Source organism: Providencia sp. PROV200 (assembly GCF_049901995.1).
Classification (GTDB): domain Bacteria; phylum Pseudomonadota; class Gammaproteobacteria; order Enterobacterales; family Enterobacteriaceae; genus Providencia; species Providencia rettgeri_E.
On the sequence record NZ_CP096307.1, the window covers coordinates 2,805,673 to 2,822,778 of the forward strand.

The window sequence follows — 17,106 nt, forward strand, 5'->3', positions numbered from 1 at the left end:
CCATTGCTTCTTCTAAATCTATTGAGGTTTTGAGTTCGGTGAAGGTGGCGAGGCGTTCGCTGACGATGACGGCAAAGAACCCATCAGCGTTTTTATAATCGACGGGAGTGAACCGCTTACCTTGCTGAGCAGGAAGTGGAGGAAACCTTGGCTCCCGTCGTTGCCGAAAAAACTGGTGTTATATTTCAACATTTCCAACTCTAAGCGGATCAACGATTCGCCATCAGGCACATGGTTATCAATAAGTGTTTGTGTTTTAAGGGGGACTTCTTCACCATCGATAGTAACGCACACATAGGCCATCATTTTCAGCATAGCCTCTTTGCTGACCTCATAGTCACCAATTTTGGGCGCGTTGGATAACGGATATTTGGCTAGGATTTCACGCCCGACTGTAGCGGGTAGGCGACTAATCACAAACAACTTTTCAAGGCCATCAACGTCTTTGATAGCCACTTCTTTAGGTTTTATAAGCATGGTGAACACCGATAAAAAAGGCGGGAACCCCGCCATAAATTGAAATGAATTAACGAATGCGCGTACTATCAAAATCTTGAAACACAAAGGTATAGGCTTTAGATTTCAAACGTCCTGCAGAGGCGGCAGAGTTGCCTCGACTGCCATTGGTAATTTTGCCGTTACGCGCCGTGACCGTTGAGCCATCGCCGTAAGACGCCACAAAGGTAATGATATCCCCTGCGTGTCGGCGCCCTTTTTTCGCGGTATTGGCCTCGAGCAAAATAGACAAGTTTTGATCTTCTTCGCTACCGGCCAATACGTTAATCGTGACGGTTTGTGGTGTTGGTGTAGACCAACTCACCAAGTTACCGTTAATATCCATACCCGTTTGTGCAATATCGACAGCCGGTAAATCCAGTGGATCAGCATCGTCAGCAAAGGCGGTAATTAAAATCCCAGTGGGAAAGGTTTTGCTGGCTTGAATGGTAAAACTCAAGCCGGTTGCAGATACATCATGCATGTTCTACTCCTAGACTAAATTATGTGAGCCTTCGACTTTGCGAACCCAATCGCCTTTGCCGTAAATCAGCACGTATTTCATGACATACTCAGGCAAGTCGCTTTCCCCCGTATTTTCAACAATCTGCGCGTTATACCAATAGCCTTTATCCTGTACGTCATACCACGCGAGGTCATCACCCGATGCATCCGCAATAGCAAGCTTTTGCACATCGCTCAGCGTTTTGCCGGCTAAAATCGTGCCGTTATTAATCGCTTTCGTGACCGCACCAGCAATCACCATCAAGGCTCTAGCCTCACCGTCTTTATTGGCAGGAACGCCCCGTGTGGCCAATAGCACGTTAAACCACTGCTGAGCGATATAGGCTTTTAGCCATTGTTCATTGGCGTGAACACTCATATCCAGTGGATTAGACGCACCACCGCACAAGAAGCCCCGCTGATAGAAACGAATTTGTGAGCCGGCTATCGCGGTTTCACCGTAATAGTTCACGCGCAGCTTATCGAATCGGTCAGCCGCTTTATCTGTGGTCACTTGCGCAGGGAACGTCACACCTAGCTGGCGAAACATGTAGTTTGTCGTGGCATTCGTGCGGTCATAATCCGTCGCCGCCATAACGGCCATGGGTAAGGTTTGAATAAAATAGTTAGTATCCGTTTTGAGGTTTAACCCCACGGAAGCAGTTCCCATCAATGCTGCGCTAAAATCTTCAACCTGCTTTTCGCTAACACTAATGTGCAACTGGTATTTGACGTTCTCACCCGATACATACTGCGCCAATGGCACTGCTTGCTCTAACGTCAATTCATCCAAGAATGTCGCACTGCCGAATGAATCGGATACTTGCTCGGCAACCATAAACGCTTCAAGCGGCGTTTGTGCGGGGTTACCTTCAGATGCCGTACCGGAAGACAGCCCCATGGCATTCGCTAGCACCGAATATTCAACACTAATGGATGCGCGTTCTTGCACACCGCCACTCAGCTCAAAGGCGCTATCGAGTGAATTAAACGTCAAATAGCTACTAGAAAATTGCGGTTCTCTTTCTGCATTGAGCTTTGCTTGAATGGTGGACGCAATATCCGCATAGGACTTCGCTTCTGACAAATCAATGTCTTTGTAGCTTTTGGTCACCGTGCCGATCGTGACAGATAGCGTTCCATCCGCAATAATTTTTAAATCCGCTAATGCGGCGGCTTTTGTCCCAAATAGCGTAGGCGCTCGCCCAACCGGCTCAAAAGATGCAATTTGCAGCTCTTTAGGCTTGCTAACGGGTGCGGGGCTGACATAGCTAAAATATTGTCGTGCAAAGTGAGCTTCGGGAGAATCAACACCCAGTAAATCATCAACCTGACCACTGGCGAACTCTAAAACTTTACCTGCGGGAATTTTGGGATTAGTGGAAAATAGGCGACCGGTTAATTTACGCATCGGAACAGCAGACGCGCCAATAACCGCCGATGCGATATCAACGTATCGAGTTTGTTTAATTGGCATAATAAAACCTTATATGCGGTGGATATCAGGATAGAGCGCACTTATGGCCGCTGTATCAGGGAAGAGAGAGCGTTTAAACGTCACATTAAAATCAAACGAGGGGTTTTGTTCGTAGTCACCATGGTCGTTCACAAAGTAAGGCTGGCGAACGGATGTTGCCCGTTGTACACCAATACCTTGCTTTCTCAGTGTGGTCACAAAAGGCAATGAATTGACAACCATTCGAGCAATGGCGGTAATATCATTGGCGGTATATGGGCCTAATTGGGTAATGAGTGCCTGAACTTGGTACGTTTTTTCCGATAACTGGTTTTCTTGGTGATTGGCATTGTTACCTTGGACATTGTAATTGCGACCTTGCCAACCATGCCCACTTTCATTGATGGAAAAGAACATCACCATATTATCTTCACGGCCTTGCTTGGTGGATTGAAAACCCGCTTTCACAGGGATATCAATACCGACTTCGGCCAGCTGCCGTAATAACTGTTTGCGGATCGCAATATCAACGTCATTATCCGTCATAAGTCCCTACCTCAATGCATATCACCGATTTCCAGCCGTCCTGCTCGTACCAATCCGAATCCCCCATCACATCATATTTCTTGCCATTAAAAACAAGATAATCCGGTGAAGTACCACGCTGAATGCCTTTGATATCATGGGAGGTATAAAAACGGCGATAGATAGAGTTCGAATCAAAGCCCATTGATTGAGCATCTTGGGTATCGACGGCTTGCCAGCTCCCGCGAATATCAACCGGTTCATAATATTGGTTTTGGTCATGCCCTCGCTCATCGGGCGTTCGGCCTTTAAAACGAAACCACTGGGCTGTTTGCTGAGGAATATAGCGGGAAGCGATACGGTGTAAATTTCCGAACATTACTTATCCTCCACGGTAAAACTGACGGCCTGTAACATCTGCCCCGTGTCAACTAAGGGCTTATTTGTCGATTTGCCTTTGCTATGCCGCCGCGCACGAGTTTTCACTGTAGCATCATCTAATGCAGGTGTGGTTACCGCTTTGATAGCTAACTTCACATCACTTGCGGCTTTTGCGCCAACTTGGATTAGCCCATCATTGACGGTGATATTGCCACTCGCAGCGGCTTTAGCCATGCGGAATATTAACTGGCCATACTCCGTTTTTTTGTCACTCATCGTTGGGCGTAAAAAAGGACGAGGAGGAATACCACCGGCGGGATAACCCAACTCCTGAATAGCAGCAACATACGCAATGGGCGTACCATCAGGATACTTCGAATGCTCAAAGAAACCCACTTTAAGCTGTTTCTTACCTAGTTCATCATAGACTTTCTTCAACTGAGCGAGTTTCGTCATTAGCGTAACCGCCCCCCGCGCGTAAATCGCCCACCCACGCCACGAAATGCCGAGCGTTCGCCTGCGCCACCAATATATTGCGGTACGCTACAGCGCTTAATGAGTGCTAAGAACTGTTGGCCATATGTGGTCATTTTGAACCAGTGTGACCAATCAGAACCCGCAGGGGGCGCAGAGAATGACACGCTGACTTTATCGATAGTCACACTAGTCACAACACCGGTTGGGGATTCATCATCCGCAATCCACTTTCGCAGTGATAGCATATGAGCAACAACCAACATCCACAGTTCGTTTGTGCAAACGCCGCGACAGGGCGAAAAATAGTTCAGGGCAGATTGAGCAATAATATAAATGTCATCATCACTCACACCATTAAATGATGGATAGAGCACACGAAATGACGTTAGGGGAAATGTGCTCGCATCCATCATCATTTACCCTTTTTGTTATTTTTCGGAACTTCCTGTTTAGCCGCTTCCAATGATTCCACAGTATCTGGCGCTGACTTATCGCTGGCTTCCATATTGGTGGCCACTTTTTCAGGGTCTTCTTTGCGGTTTTCAACACTGATAAAGCCGTTTTCTTTATGTAACTGAAAAACGTGGTTATCTTTAAGCTGGGCGTATTGTTCGTCGCTGATTTCCGTGACACGCCCTCGCGGGGTATACATATGCTTGGTCATGATATTGGCTTGACCGGCAATAAATACTTTGCCATCGGTGACCGAATAGTTTTGGTCATTGGATAGCGTGCAATAGACATAGAGAGACATGGCTTTCTCCGATAAAAAAGCCCTCATTTGAGGGCGTAAAAAAAAGTGGTCAGGTTAGATGCCTGTGAGACGAGTAATGGCCCAAGGTCGGGTAACAAAAACACCCGCGGTTGCGTTGGTCGCATCCTCTAAATACCCTTTGATTTGCGCTTGTGAGCCCAACAATTGATACTTAACCGGCTCCACTTGTAAAATGGTCGCGCTGGTTGCAGTTGAACCATCATCGATGGTATCTGCGAACATATACGCCACATCCGCACCACCATTCGCCCCGATAAATTCAGGAGAGAACACAAAGCGCAGGTTTGGATAGTTCTCTTTTACCCATTGATACACCGTTTCACCACGCGCCACAGGGTTAGCGACATTGAGCGTTGAACGGTAGCCTAGCGGTAACGTCAATGTGATCGCGATATCGTCTTTGATAATCCCACCTGAACTCATTTCAATGCGCGAGAACATATCGGTAATATCTTGGGTGATATCGGCAAACGTGCCGCCCTTCCATTTTTTCGATGCGGTTTCATAAGCCGGTAGATTCGGTTCATTCATCAAACCAAATACACGGGTTTCAGGGCTATTAAACCCATAGTAACCAATCCGCTCACGTCCTTGCTCTAAGGATTCTGTCGCTGAATTACGTTTTTCCGCAGCGGCTTCAAACCCAGCTGCAGATTGGCGCGCTTCTTCTAACTTGCCGACTTGAAAACCTTGTTCAAAACGCACGATACCACGACGTTCTTGGTCTTGAATGTAAGACGCTAACGGCACGTTGGTATGGTCGCCGTAAAGTTCAGCCTTACCGGTTGGTGTTGCCACGTTCAGAATGATTTCCTCATCGTGCCATTCACCCGCATTCAATACACCGGTGATTTCATCTAACACACGAACACGGGTTGCGGTGCGAATGAGACCAGGAAGAACGTGTTGCAACATTTCACGCTGAATTAATCCCCCTTGCATCGCTGCGCCCGTGATCGCGGAGTCCATCGATGCCAAACCACCAAAACCAATTTGGTCTAACTCTCGGTACGTCCACTTTTGTTCAGGGGTAATATTCAATTGGCCATGTTTTTTAATATCACGGCCAGACATATAAAACTTTTGCTTGCTAACTGGCATTATTCACCTTCCTTTACTGCTGCTGGATATGGAATTTCGGTTAAGCGAATAACGCTTAAATGCGGTGTGTCAGTTGATGATAGGTGACGACTGACAAAGCCAATCACGCGCTCACCTGTACCTACCGTACCTTTAGCCGATAACGAACCGTCCGTTTCGCTGAATACGACGGGATCATTGATTTTGCCTTCGTCATCGCTTAGTTCGACATACACCTCACCCATCGCTAAAAACTCACCTTGGGTGCCGTTTTTCGCATACGGTACTTCAACACGATAGGATTTCGGGTTAATCATGATCCCCGCGAACGCCCCTTTGCCGCCCACTTGCACAGACTCCACAGAATCATCTTTGTAGGTGTAGGCTCGACCAAAGATATTTTGTTTTTCATCCGCTGAGCTGAGAATGGCGGCAACGGCACGAATAGGCCCTGCATGGCTGATTTCACCCACTACGCCAGACGTTAAGCCATGCGCCACTGATTTAGGAATTGCCATTATTTCGCTCCCCATTTATCCATAATTGATTGATTGCTAACCGCAGAGTCCATCGTCACCGTGGCTTTTTGTGAATCCGGCACACGCCCTTGCATCCACGCATCGAGTGCAATGGCTTCATTACCCTTACCGCATTGAATACCAAGCTTATCAACGCCATACTCCGCTACTTGCTGCTTGGTCATGGCGGCATGGTCAAATACGCCAAGGAACGGGGTCAACTTATGAGCTAACGAATCACGCTCGCCGATTTGCTTTAGCAGTGCGCCTGTGTCCATGGTGGGCTTTGATGCTTCCAAACGCTTAATCTTGCGTTTTAAGGATGCAATCTCATCCATTGTGCCGATACCGTTTTTCAAGCGTTTGATGCGACGATTTAAGCTGTCAGTTGTCGCTTGGTCGAGATGCTCTTTCGCTTCTTCAATCGCTTCAACCGCTGTCTCAATTGCCACCTCGGCCGCTTCTACGGCTTCAGGTGTACCGGTTGTGGCTTCTTCCGCTGCAACTTCGGCGGCTGCCACGGCTTCTTCCGCTTTTTGTTCTTCTTCGGGGTCAGCATCAGTAGATTTCTTTTCTTCTTCCGGGTTTTCATCGGTTGAAGGCTTAGTTTGTGCAATCACTTCTGCAATAATGCTTTTCAGCGCAGTGACTTGCTCCGCTGTAAACGCACCTTCATCAGCGGTTTGCTTCTCTTTGTTTTCTTCTTCGTTCATGCGAATAAGTTCCTTTGTGTCGATAGTGATAACGAGGTGATCTTGCACAGCGACGTCAGGGCCGGTTCGCCCTTCATCGACTAATGCGAGGTGATTGCCACGTAGATGACGCTGAATGGCGTCATAGTGTTGGCCTTCATAAATGCCTGAGGTGAATTCATATTTACTGCGATAACCCGGTGAAAGATCAATTTTGCCGCTGTCGATATTGCTAAGCGCCACATCTGAAAAGATTTTGATATTGGCTCTAAGATACGGCGGGTCAAAATAGACATTCTCACCAATCACCCCTTGAATGCCTTTTTTCTCCGCTGGGGTCGCGTGCTTGCCTAACATTTCATGTTCAATGATGAACGGAGTGAGTTTGAAAGAGTTAATCGTGGCTTCGCTAGCGAGTTCCTCCGGTGGGCGTAACACACGATAGATTTTGTCTGGATCCGGAGCACCAATTTCCGCCCCCAAATAATCAAAAACCCCAACTTTAGAGATGGGGTTATCTGTCACTTCGAGCCAGCCGTTGTTGTCATAGGTTCGTTTTGTCATGTCTCCTCGCCACTTTCTTCCCCACTAAAATCGATAACAGGCGTCCAAAAGCATTTACAGTTAGGTAATTGACCCGGCAATCCACGTTCGCCCGTTTTTGGGTCAATAATCGGTGGGTTGTCTAAATCAAACACTTCACCATCCAGCTGTAGATGCCATTCTCTAGGTTCAGCGCTTCCACCAGAGTGATGCCAAATAGCCTTACGAATTCCCGCTGATTTCATGCGCTCATAGTTTGCCGCAGTCGTGATTTTTCGTGTTTGGTCAACCGCGATAAAATTCGCTCGGCTTTCTGTGACGCTGCCAGTGTGCCTGATTTCATCTAATAAGGTTTTCGCACCCTCACCCCTTTGTGAGATAGAGCGTAGGGCGGTACTTTCGATACGTTGATGAAATTGGCTAGGGATCGATTTAATCAGGGAAACATTTTCAGCCGTGGCGGCTATCATTCGGTCTTTTAACGCTTCTGGCATTGCAGGAGTTTTGATTGTGATACCGCCAGAGAGCTGTTTAAGGGAGTCGTCTAAATTACGCTGCGCACCGATATTGACTTGGGAAACAAACTTATCGGCCATGGCGCTAGACTGCGTATTAAAGATTTTATCCCACTTGCGTTTTAACCGGTTGAGCCAAATCCGTGTTTGACTCGCAATGCTGGCATCCATCGTGGCGCCGTCAAAATCCTCCGTCAATTCACTAAATACGTTTTCATAGTCTTTAATCATTGAGCTGATTAACCGTGACATCTCACGTTGATAACGGCTAGATGACGCTGCTGAATACTGCAGGGGCTTGCCCTTCAATACCGCTTGGCGGGAGGTTGCCCACTTCGCCTTTTTCGTTCGGACTCGTATTCGTCTCGACATAATCGCCCTCATTTACATCAATGCCGTAATAGCTCGACTCTTTATCAGCTGCGAGTTTTTTACGGATATCTAACCCATCAATGGCACCCGTAGCTGCTAGAGCTGCATCCGTCTGAGCTGATTTCAACTCAATATCGGCACTCTCTGCCGCCGTTGGGCTATCGAGTGGCGCCCATGTCACCGATATTTCAGTCAGCGGTAATTCTTCGCTACGCATCAACATGTCGTAATGACGCTGCAAAAGTTCTTCTAAGTCATTTGATTGGACGCTTTCCAGCTCTTCACGATAGTTCGACTCTTCATACTCACCCGTCGCATTAAAGCCCTTCGGCGTGGTACCGAGTAACTTAGTTGCAGGCACGTTTGCCGCCGCTGCGACTAACTGGTATTGCGTCATAATGGTGGCGTCTAAATCCGCTAACGAGGTGTCGAACTGCTGTGCAACGTCCTCTTTCCCCATCACTTGCACGCCATAGTTATCGCGCATCTCCATAAAATAAAGCATGTTTTCCTGAATGGTGTTCTTATCCGCACCTTCAGGGTCTGCCATACCAATAGTCAATAACCGTTTAGTCATCGCCAGTTGTGGCGCTTCATTGGCGGTACGTTCGGATGCGTAGACCCGCTCATAAATACGCTCTGGCACGGATACACCAAAATAGTTATAAAGCGGCTTTAGCACGTTAGGCACGGGGAACGGGACAAACTTAACAAAGTGCGATTTATGGTATTTACGACCACCAATCACATAATACGTGGGGTCGTAAAAATCCATGCTAGCAGGGTCTTGGATATTGGAGTCTGTTAAATCAGGCGTTACCCATTGTGGGTCAATTTGCTTGATCCCCTTGTACATTCCTTTGGTCACGCCATCGAGATTAAACGGATTTTCATACCACTCTTTCGGGTTTGAGGTTTCCACCACAAACAGTGCTAATCGACCGCCATACACGCGCCCAAAGTGAATCAACTCTTTCATATGATGCTGTATGCGATACTTTTTATCGCGTTTACGCAGCTTTTTACTGATAGCGCTGTCATCGTCATTATCGCAATCAATATCATACCCTTGGCGAATAGCATCACGAGCAGGCATATTACAAGCCTTATCCACTAGCCAATGTTTCGCAATGATGGCGCACATATTGTTGCCAATAAACATTTGGCTCGCATACCAAGCCGCCTGTGACTCAGGCACGCCATAAACTTGCTCGCCTTTAAATGAGGGAACGGAAGTATCAATACTGTCCATCCCCACACCGTTAATCATCGGCTGAGGCAAATCTAACCCGTTAAACCCGTTTTCTTTTGCTAGCGCAGGATACAAATCAGTTGTGAATGCTGACCGCTTAGGCGGTGCAATCTGCTCTGCAATTTTTCGCCTTTTAAACGGCCACATAGAATTACCTCTTGGTTGTAAAGAAACCGCCTGTCTTACGCTTGATATATCCGTCTAAGCTATATCTCACAGCATCCCAACAGTGATTGTGCTTATCCTGTACGACTGGTAATACGTCACCAGTCATGCGATCAACCTTATATGAGTACAAGCGTGCTTCTTCAAGCATATGTTTACATCTAGGGTGAATAATGATCTCTTCAAAACCCTTTAAATAAGTAATTCCATCCTCAACACTTCCTTGCCATTTTTTGGCTGCTGAAATGTTAAAACCTTGCCCTTTAATATGGCTAATGGTTTCTGGTCTAGAGTTATCAGCTTTTATGGGCCATTTTCTTGACTCAGGGATACCTCTGAATTTCTTATTGTCGGAATCTAACCAATGCTCCAATTGCTTGTCTGTAGCACCCTCTTTACCAGCATAAAACTTCCACATGTCATTAAGTTCTACACCTACCCCATATGCTTCATATTCGATATACAATTTACGTCCGATAATGAAACATCGAATTAATGTGCTAGGATCAGTTGCAAAACCAAAGTCACCACCAAAAAGTAAGCGATCCGCTTTCTGCCACAAATCATCTGGGAACATTTCCTCCCGATACTTACCGGAAAAAATAACCGCCTCACTAATTGCCTTAGGAAGCCCTAACCAAACATGTTCATAGGCTTCATAATCAACGCGTTTGCAATATTCCATCTCATGGCGAAGTACATCAGGAAAAAAGGCATTTTCACCGTAATTGACACGAAAAATAATAACGCCACCATCGGGTGGGTCAGCCTCATGGCGCTTCATCAATTTATAAGTAGGATCTTTTTCTTCGCGGGGATTAAACGATACCCACACTTCAGATTTATTAGCTCGAACAGTAGGGCCTAAAATATCCCAACTATCTTGTGATACTGTTTGCGCTTCTTCTACCCAACAAACACGAATACCATGCATCGATTTAATGCTGTTGATGTTGTTGCGTAGCCCTTTAAAGGTAAATCGAGTTCCGTTCAGCCCTTCAATTTCATTATTCTTCACTTTATAGAAGTGAGACAAACCAAGGCTGTAGATTTCTGACTCTAATAATGCCAATACGGAATCACTAATAGAATTTTGGAACTCACGAGCGCAAAGTATCGTCATTGACTCATTAGCACCCAACAATACAAGCGCTCGGGCAATCTCTACGGATTTACCACCACCACGCCCGCCATAAGTCCAGCGCCAACGAACTGAACCAATCGGCTTATCGTATAGAACCGAAGGAACCCAATCGCTACTAAACGAATAAAGAACGCCATCTATTATTGTTGGGTGCTCTGCTTTCCCTCTCGTAACCTCTCCATGTGCGCATCCCAAACTTCAGGAGGGCACGTAGCTGGAGTAACGATACAAACCTTTCCATAGCTTAACCCGGCTAAATCAACGTTCACCTCTGTTTTATTGGTGCTCATTTCTATACCGGTTAGCTGTGCGGCGTTTTTTATATTGGGCGCCACCTGTCCAAATTTTTTATCTTGCAGGGCGTCTTTAGCCGCTTTGAATGAAAGGTCAGCCAAATCTTTAGCATTGAATGAAACAAGTAACGCAGCCTCTTGGCGCAACTCTCTAATGCGTCTGCGAACATCGGGGCGCCGAATTAATACTGCTGCTTGGGATTCTGAATTACTCGGAGAGTAGCCAGCACAAATTGCAGCATCTTTCTGAGTCATTCCCTGTGCGATATTCTGCGCAAATGATTCATGCTGAGGCTTAATCAACCCCTGCTTTTCTTGGGTATCATTCTGCGAATTATCAGGTTGTTCGTTTTGAGTAGCATTAGTGCTAAGTGTACTTTGCTCAGTTTTGCGAATTCTTTTATTCGCAGTTTCATTCGCACTTTTTTTTTGCGAATTCGCACTTCCATTCGCAATCTTAATGTAGCGCTTAGCAGTCGAGTATTTTAACCCTTGTTCTTCACACCATTCTTTAGGGGATATTCCTGATTTAGCATGTTCGGTGAGGAACTGTTGCTGTAGCGTCCCCCAATCCGGTTTAGCCATCGTCTTTATCTCCTTAGCCCATTAGAAAGTCTACTTGTAGGAATAAACTTTCTGATTAGCTATTTCCCTCAATAAAAAACCCGCACTTGGCGGGTCATTGTGAGTTCTTGTTATTTATTTAATGTCTAGCGGCATATCGCACATTGATTTAGGGATTTCCCTTTCACCATACTCTTCGGCTATTGCCATTATTTCTCTGTATGGTCTTGCGAATGGGCCAACTACAACAGTAATGTTCTGCCCCTCAGCTTCCTCTGGGGTTAGCTTCATTGTTTCTACTGTCATTACCAGTGCGACTTTCAATGCAGCGCCAGTCCAAGGTAAGTGCTTAATTAAATCGTCTGGCTCATTCATCACTTATACCTCATTTGTTGGGTTAATTAGCACTATTACATCATAAAAAAGGCCGCTGAGCGACCTATTCAGTAGATGCAACTTTTAGTGCATCGGTAATTTATTGATTTACAAACAAAGCGCAATTTTACGCCGCCAACCTATGCATTTCTGAGGGTTAACCAAACCACTACTGGTTATCCTCAAGGCTTATCCTGAAAGGTTCTTTGGTGTGTTCGTGCCGAGCGTGGCACAGGGTGAAATGCGTAGTCGCTTACGGCTTACCCGTCAGCAAGATAGAGACCACCTCACTTAATTGCGAAGAAGCCATTAAAAAGCCCCTGATTTCTCAGAGGCTCATTATTCGCTTGCATATTTTGAATACGTTAACTATATTTAATATGATATTCATTTGTTCAACAGATGTGCTTAGCCTACCCTGTGTGGGCTTTTTTTATTTCATCACCTGTCGTTGTTGTTCAATTTCCCGTATTGCTTTCTTGGCTATCTCTAAATAGGCATCTTTAATCAACTCAGAGTAAGTCACTGTGAACACTCCGTTCTAATATAATCTTGCAGCCCTAATACCATTCGTGTTAATTTTACAATTCGCTCTCTGAGTAACCAATAATTTCGGATAGCGGAGTCAGTAGGTCTGGCGGAGATTGCATCATCCATGCCGGAGGGGGTAAGGCTTTCGGCTTTTTTACAACTGGCTTTGATGTACACCCGTTCAGGATTACGCTCAGCAGCAATACGCAGCTTATCAATTTCAATCTTTGCATTAGCTAATTCCTGAGTATGTTTAGTATCGAGTTGATGAAGGGATTGGATACGTTCTTGGTAATCTTCATTAATTTTGACTTGCTCTGTAAGCTCAACGAGTAGTTCGGCATTCTTGGTGTTTAGCTCACCTATCCTTTCGTGTTGTATCCACATTCCCCATATGGCTACCCATGCTGCGATAAATAACAATGCTCTAACTTTATTCATGCCGGTTACCATAGAGAAGATTAAAAATTAACTTGCCGACCTTTATAGTGATCGATAGCTTTCTGGCAGCGTTTTTCTAAACTGACCTTATCTATGCCGCATGTGTTATCTGTCATACGGTAAGCACCAAAAGCAATAATTGATATCGCGAGTAGCATAAAGCAAATTACAGCTACTATAGGTTTCCATGACATATAGCAGCCTCCGCTTCTCGACGGTTTACAAGTCCACGCCATACCTTACCACCAGCATAAACCCACTTTTTAAGCTCTTCACAAGCGCCATATTGATCACCCGCATTTAACTTTTTAAGCAGGGTGGACTTAGCGAACGCGCCAGTACCAACATTGAATGCAAATGAATACAGCGCGGCTTTTGTGTGTTCGTTGACAGGAACTTTAACCAGACGATCGACCTGCAGTTTAGTTCTCATAAAATCCAGTTCTAACAGCTCGTTGCATTCTTCTTTTGAATAAACTTTGTTGGGAACAATGTCCTTTCCCGTATGCCCATAGCAAACTGTTAAAACCCCACCCACATCTTCATACGGCTCATACCTAACACCTTCAAAATACGCAATCACCGTTAAAGCGATAGCCGAAGCCCCTGCACCAACAAGCACAGTTAATTTTTGTTTGAGTGACATTAGATATCCTTAGGTGCTTTCGCCATAAGTTCGGCGGCTTTTCGTGCAGTAGCTGAGGGGTTTTGTGGGTCAGTCTTGTTAACCAGATCTTCAAATAAACGAGTTCGCTTTCGCTGCTCTCGTCTGTTCATGAAGAAAGTCGCTAGACCTAGGATAATGCTAAATGCCATCCCGATAATGAAGCCCCATTCATAAAGCGATAAGCTCGCGAAAAATGCTGTAAGCCCAGCACTACCGTAGGCTGCGTTGCTATATTTATCCATACGCATAAATTCACCCCCTACGGAGTGCCCGAGTTAATTGAAAATTAGAAATTGGAGGTTTTACTTATCTCCGCTTTGGTTTGCTCAAATCTGTCGGCTTCTAGTTCAACACCTATAACTCGACGATTAAGTTTTAATGCTGCTTTTATTGTTGCACCTGAGCCCATAAAGAAATCGGCTACAACATCACCTTCACGGCTACTACTATTGATAATGTGTTCCATCATCGCTGAAGGTTTTTCGCAAGGGTGTTTGCCCGGGTAATATTGCACAGGCGGATATGTCCACACATCTGTATAAGGAACATCAACAGTAACCGAGAAAGTACGGCGTAACAGTTGATACTGCTCAGCAAGCTCTCTATATTCGCGGTTAAGTGTAGTGTTACTTGAGTTTCTGCTAAATCTGAATGACTTCGATTTAACGGGTTTTCACTGTGTTTTTCACTTGCTACATGGTGAAATAATTCTTGTAGCTTTTGGTAATCAGACTCATTAGGTAATTGCCATTGGCTGTAGCTGAACCAATGAGACGCCATTTGCTTGCCGGTTACTTGCTTTATTTCTTTCGCTGTTATCCCAAGCGATTCACGCGACTGCTTGAAATACTCAATCAAAGGCTTGAGCACGTTTTCTTTTAGCTGCTTACATTGCTGTAAATAATCACTACTTTTACCTTTGTATGGGCTTTGATAATGTTCAGCGAAAAGAATTCTTTCAGTACTTGGAAAGAAACTGCGTAGGTCAGCTTTGCATGCTCTACGCCACGGCCCTGATGGCTTTGTCCATATGATATGATTCAAGACGTTAAAGCGTACTCTCAATAACAACTCAGTATCTGCAGCAAGCTTTGAGCCACAGAACATATATAAGCTACCGTTTGGCTTCAAAACGCGCCAAAACTCTGCCAGCATTTCATCAAGCCAAGATAAATATGCAGTGACATTTTCCCATTGATTATCCCAACTACACGACTTTACTTGAAAGTATGGCGGGTCAGTTGCAATTAAATCGATACAGTTGTCTGGAAGTGTTTTTATGTAGCTGAGAGAGTCATCATTAACTAAATTGACACTGTTTAAATTCACAGTATTTTTCATAGATCAGGGAAACCTTTTTTGATAAGCTTCACCATGCTTTGTGCACATAAGCGGTGGGCTTTAGTTTGTCCGTGATCTCGCGGAACGGGCGAATGACTGTAAGAGTGCTACCAACACTTTTACAGTCGCCCATTTTCACAGATTTAGATATTTTGATATGTTTTTTCTTTGACGTTTTCTTTGATAAGTCCAGCCATTGAAAGCTGTGTCAGTATTAACTGACAACAAGAATTTGTTAGTTCAGTAAATTGAGAAACTTCACCGACTGTCGCAGGTTCACCTGTAACCGCATTTAAAACAAGCTTTGCCTCTTCTGTCATACTATTATGTTTTAACATGATATTTCATACCTTTGGTCGTTTATTGGTCGTGAATACACATGTAACTCTGAGCAAAGGTGACAGCAAGCTTTACTTGGTTTAGAAAGCAAAAAACCCAGCGCATTGGCTGGGTTAGTTGGTGAAGTTACTAAAATGGCAACTTACCTTAAAATAGTGGCTCATTAGTTCAAGAAAGTCAACACATTTTTGCTATTTCGCTTCAATATTACCTCTTTTTCTCTATTTTTAAATGCATCTACCAGCGGTTGGTACAATAAATATTCAGCTGCCTTTAATATTTCCTCCACCTCTCGTCGACAAGTAGACATTGAAGGTTTTCTCTCCCTTAGCATTCCATTTCTTCGCGCCATAATTCTTGGTTCACTATTTTCATGATAGAGACGCGCTATTGCCCTATCTGATGCACAATAAGCATACCGACTAAGTAACATATCAAATGCCTTAACATCTATACGGTAAATACTGTCAACCACTCGCTGAATAAGCAAACCATCATCATCACTGCATGTGGGCCTATCGGGATAATCACGCCTTTCTACCCTCTCCATGAATTGAGCGATCATACTAGTTTGACGTTTATCAATTCGACCACTGTGAACCCATGTACCAAATCGAGTTAACCAATTTTGTAACCATGCCTCACGCTCTTTGTCTAATACCAGCCCATCAGAAATACTTTTTATACTCGACATGCGCGCAGCTCCATGACTTCTCTTTTGGTTTGCTCGAGTAACTCGATTTCGGTACCGTGAATTTCCTGCCATGTTTTAGGCGCTGCATGAAAGCCAGTATCATAAGTAGGTCTGTGATGAGGCGGACATAATGGCAAGACATCTCTATGACTAGCTCTCTGTGCCATTCCCTGCCCCGTTCTTACATGATGAATTTCCGCGGGACTTGCTCCATACCCCATATTTCGGCAGCAAATACAGCCGAGTTCCGCTACATCTGATAGCCATTGTTTATCTTCTTTGGTCTTTGATTTTTTGGTCATTGGTCTTGCCTCTAAGTAAAGTCTAATAACTGAGCCGCAGCATTTTCAGCAGCTTCTTGGGTGGGGAATTTACGGAATAGAATGAAGTTCCAAAGCACATCGAGAGCGGCTTTGTAGAGTTCGCCAAAGGCTAGGTCATCCATTTTGGCGAAGCTGATTGATTTGGCTACACGGCGTAAGCTACCGTCCGGCATTTCAAAGGTTTCATAATGACCAGATTGCTCGACTACCCAGTAGCGAAAAGCATCAAAGGATTTGGTCGCTGAAATATTGTGAGCGCGTTTCTGTGCTATCTCATCGAGGTAAATATCTGCAGCTGACTGGAGGGCATCATCGTTATCGGTATAGTAAGCGAGGAATTTAACGTAACCACGAACCAACTCTTTTTCTTCAGGCGAAATAGTGCCACCGGTTGGTTCCCAGTATTCATACCCTAGATTGAGTAGTGCGAAGTATTTACGGTGGAAACGTGGGTTACGAGCTTTCTTGAAATCAGCCGAAAGCACATCACCACACTTGATTTTGGAATGCAAAAAATCTCTCGCAGCGGGATTAGCCGGTACAAGAGTGTCGTTAGACATTTTGATAAAGCTATGCTGTGCCATACGTTTCTCTCAGTAGACACAGCAAGTGTTAAGATTGGGTGTTCAGACCAATAAGTAAAT

Annotated in this window: 24 protein-coding genes and 1 pseudogene; all 25 read right to left on the reverse strand. The window is 45.0% G+C overall.

From position 1 onward, the window contains the following. Positions 1 to 18: 18 nt before the first annotated feature. On the reverse strand, positions 19 to 477 hold the full coding sequence (locus tag M1E86_RS12885) for a hypothetical protein (protein WP_125892375.1): 459 nt from the start codon (positions 475 to 477) through the stop codon (positions 19 to 21). 49 nt (positions 478 to 526) lie between these two features. Beyond that, on the reverse strand, positions 527 to 979 hold the full coding sequence (locus M1E86_RS12890) for a phage tail fiber protein (RefSeq protein WP_068445366.1): 453 nt from the start codon (positions 977 to 979) through the stop codon (positions 527 to 529). Positions 980 to 988: 9 nt separating this feature from the next. Beyond that, positions 989 to 2,476: a DUF3383 domain-containing protein gene (locus M1E86_RS12895; RefSeq protein WP_213913138.1), complete on the reverse strand. Its 1,488-nt coding sequence runs from the start codon at positions 2,474 to 2,476 to the stop codon at positions 989 to 991. Positions 2,477 to 2,485: 9 nt separating this feature from the next. Further along, entirely contained in the window at positions 2,486 to 3,001 is a 516-nt protein-coding gene (locus M1E86_RS12900) for a phage gateway protein (RefSeq protein WP_213913137.1), read from the reverse strand. Further along, on the reverse strand, positions 2,991 to 3,359 hold the full coding sequence (locus M1E86_RS12905) for a phage collar protein (RefSeq protein WP_213913136.1): 369 nt from the start codon (positions 3,357 to 3,359) through the stop codon (positions 2,991 to 2,993). Before M1E86_RS12905 ends, M1E86_RS12900 begins: the two co-directional genes overlap by 11 nt. Beyond that, positions 3,359 to 3,817 carry a hypothetical protein gene (locus M1E86_RS12910; protein ID WP_213913135.1) on the reverse strand — a complete coding sequence of 153 codons (459 nt, stop codon included), beginning with the start codon at positions 3,815 to 3,817 and terminating at the stop codon, positions 3,359 to 3,361. Before M1E86_RS12910 ends, M1E86_RS12905 begins: the two co-directional genes overlap by 1 nt. Further along, on the reverse strand, positions 3,817 to 4,248 hold the full coding sequence (locus M1E86_RS12915) for a DUF4054 domain-containing protein (protein WP_125892466.1): 432 nt from the start codon (positions 4,246 to 4,248) through the stop codon (positions 3,817 to 3,819). Before M1E86_RS12915 ends, M1E86_RS12910 begins: the two co-directional genes overlap by 1 nt. Positions 4,249 to 4,250: 2 nt before the next feature. Further along, positions 4,251 to 4,592 carry a hypothetical protein gene (locus tag M1E86_RS12920; RefSeq protein ID WP_166264726.1) on the reverse strand — a complete coding sequence of 114 codons (342 nt, stop codon included), beginning with the start codon at positions 4,590 to 4,592 and terminating at the stop codon, positions 4,251 to 4,253. Between the two features lie 54 nt (positions 4,593 to 4,646). Next, positions 4,647 to 5,714 carry a major capsid family protein gene (locus M1E86_RS12925; protein ID WP_426099125.1) on the reverse strand — a complete coding sequence of 356 codons (1,068 nt, stop codon included), beginning with the start codon at positions 5,712 to 5,714 and terminating at the stop codon, positions 4,647 to 4,649. After that, entirely contained in the window at positions 5,714 to 6,211 is a 498-nt protein-coding gene (locus tag M1E86_RS12930) for a structural cement protein Gp24 (RefSeq protein WP_213913133.1), read from the reverse strand. Before M1E86_RS12930 ends, M1E86_RS12925 begins: the two co-directional genes overlap by 1 nt. Continuing rightward, entirely contained in the window at positions 6,211 to 7,467 is a 1,257-nt protein-coding gene (locus M1E86_RS12935) for a DUF2213 domain-containing protein (RefSeq protein ID WP_213913132.1), read from the reverse strand. The genes M1E86_RS12930 and M1E86_RS12935 overlap by 1 nt, the downstream gene beginning before the upstream one ends. Next, positions 7,464 to 8,192 carry a phage minor head protein gene (locus M1E86_RS12940; RefSeq protein WP_213913230.1) on the reverse strand — a complete coding sequence of 243 codons (729 nt, stop codon included), beginning with the start codon at positions 8,190 to 8,192 and terminating at the stop codon, positions 7,464 to 7,466. Before M1E86_RS12940 ends, M1E86_RS12935 begins: the two co-directional genes overlap by 4 nt. A 37-nt stretch (positions 8,193 to 8,229) precedes the next feature. Continuing rightward, positions 8,230 to 9,732 (reverse strand): DUF1073 domain-containing protein, encoded by a 1,503-nt coding sequence (locus tag M1E86_RS12945; RefSeq protein ID WP_213913131.1) that lies wholly within the window; start codon positions 9,730 to 9,732, stop codon positions 8,230 to 8,232. A gap of 4 nt (positions 9,733 to 9,736) precedes the next feature. Next, positions 9,737 to 10,972: a PBSX family phage terminase large subunit gene (locus M1E86_RS12950; RefSeq protein WP_181469340.1), complete on the reverse strand. Its 1,236-nt coding sequence runs from the start codon at positions 10,970 to 10,972 to the stop codon at positions 9,737 to 9,739. A gap of 62 nt (positions 10,973 to 11,034) precedes the next feature. Next, a complete protein-coding gene (locus M1E86_RS12955) occupies positions 11,035 to 11,772 on the reverse strand; it encodes a terminase small subunit (RefSeq protein WP_426099126.1) in 738 nt (245 codons plus the stop codon). A gap of 114 nt (positions 11,773 to 11,886) precedes the next feature. After that, positions 11,887 to 12,126 (reverse strand): hypothetical protein, encoded by a 240-nt coding sequence (locus M1E86_RS12960; protein WP_105881062.1) that lies wholly within the window; start codon positions 12,124 to 12,126, stop codon positions 11,887 to 11,889. Positions 12,127 to 12,648: 522 nt separating this feature from the next. Further along, positions 12,649 to 13,098: a lysis protein gene (locus M1E86_RS12965; RefSeq protein WP_226537931.1), complete on the reverse strand. Its 450-nt coding sequence runs from the start codon at positions 13,096 to 13,098 to the stop codon at positions 12,649 to 12,651. Positions 13,099 to 13,118: 20 nt separating this feature from the next. Continuing rightward, complete coding sequence (locus M1E86_RS12970; protein WP_165568276.1) at positions 13,119 to 13,292, reverse strand: hypothetical protein; 174 nt, start codon at positions 13,290 to 13,292, stop codon at positions 13,119 to 13,121. Further along, positions 13,274 to 13,744: a lysozyme gene (locus tag M1E86_RS12975; RefSeq protein ID WP_131680599.1), complete on the reverse strand. Its 471-nt coding sequence runs from the start codon at positions 13,742 to 13,744 to the stop codon at positions 13,274 to 13,276. The genes M1E86_RS12970 and M1E86_RS12975 overlap by 19 nt, the downstream gene beginning before the upstream one ends. After that, on the reverse strand, positions 13,744 to 14,013 hold the full coding sequence (locus tag M1E86_RS12980) for an HP1 family phage holin (RefSeq protein ID WP_004912034.1): 270 nt from the start codon (positions 14,011 to 14,013) through the stop codon (positions 13,744 to 13,746). The genes M1E86_RS12975 and M1E86_RS12980 overlap by 1 nt, the downstream gene beginning before the upstream one ends. Positions 14,014 to 14,051: 38 nt before the next feature. Next, a pseudogene (locus M1E86_RS12985) lies at positions 14,052 to 15,106 on the reverse strand (DNA-methyltransferase). A 143-nt stretch (positions 15,107 to 15,249) separates the two neighbouring features. Beyond that, positions 15,250 to 15,444 carry a hypothetical protein gene (locus tag M1E86_RS12990; RefSeq protein WP_004912042.1) on the reverse strand — a complete coding sequence of 65 codons (195 nt, stop codon included), beginning with the start codon at positions 15,442 to 15,444 and terminating at the stop codon, positions 15,250 to 15,252. A 164-nt stretch (positions 15,445 to 15,608) separates the two neighbouring features. Next, positions 15,609 to 16,139: an antiterminator Q family protein gene (locus M1E86_RS12995; protein ID WP_198633286.1), complete on the reverse strand. Its 531-nt coding sequence runs from the start codon at positions 16,137 to 16,139 to the stop codon at positions 15,609 to 15,611. After that, positions 16,127 to 16,441 carry a Ref family recombination enhancement nuclease gene (locus M1E86_RS13000; RefSeq protein WP_426099127.1) on the reverse strand — a complete coding sequence of 105 codons (315 nt, stop codon included), beginning with the start codon at positions 16,439 to 16,441 and terminating at the stop codon, positions 16,127 to 16,129. Before M1E86_RS13000 ends, M1E86_RS12995 begins: the two co-directional genes overlap by 13 nt. 11 nt (positions 16,442 to 16,452) lie before the next feature. Next, a complete protein-coding gene (locus M1E86_RS13005; RefSeq protein WP_272686845.1) occupies positions 16,453 to 17,046 on the reverse strand; it encodes a DUF1367 family protein in 594 nt (197 codons plus the stop codon). Positions 17,047 to 17,106: the final 60 nt, after the last annotated feature.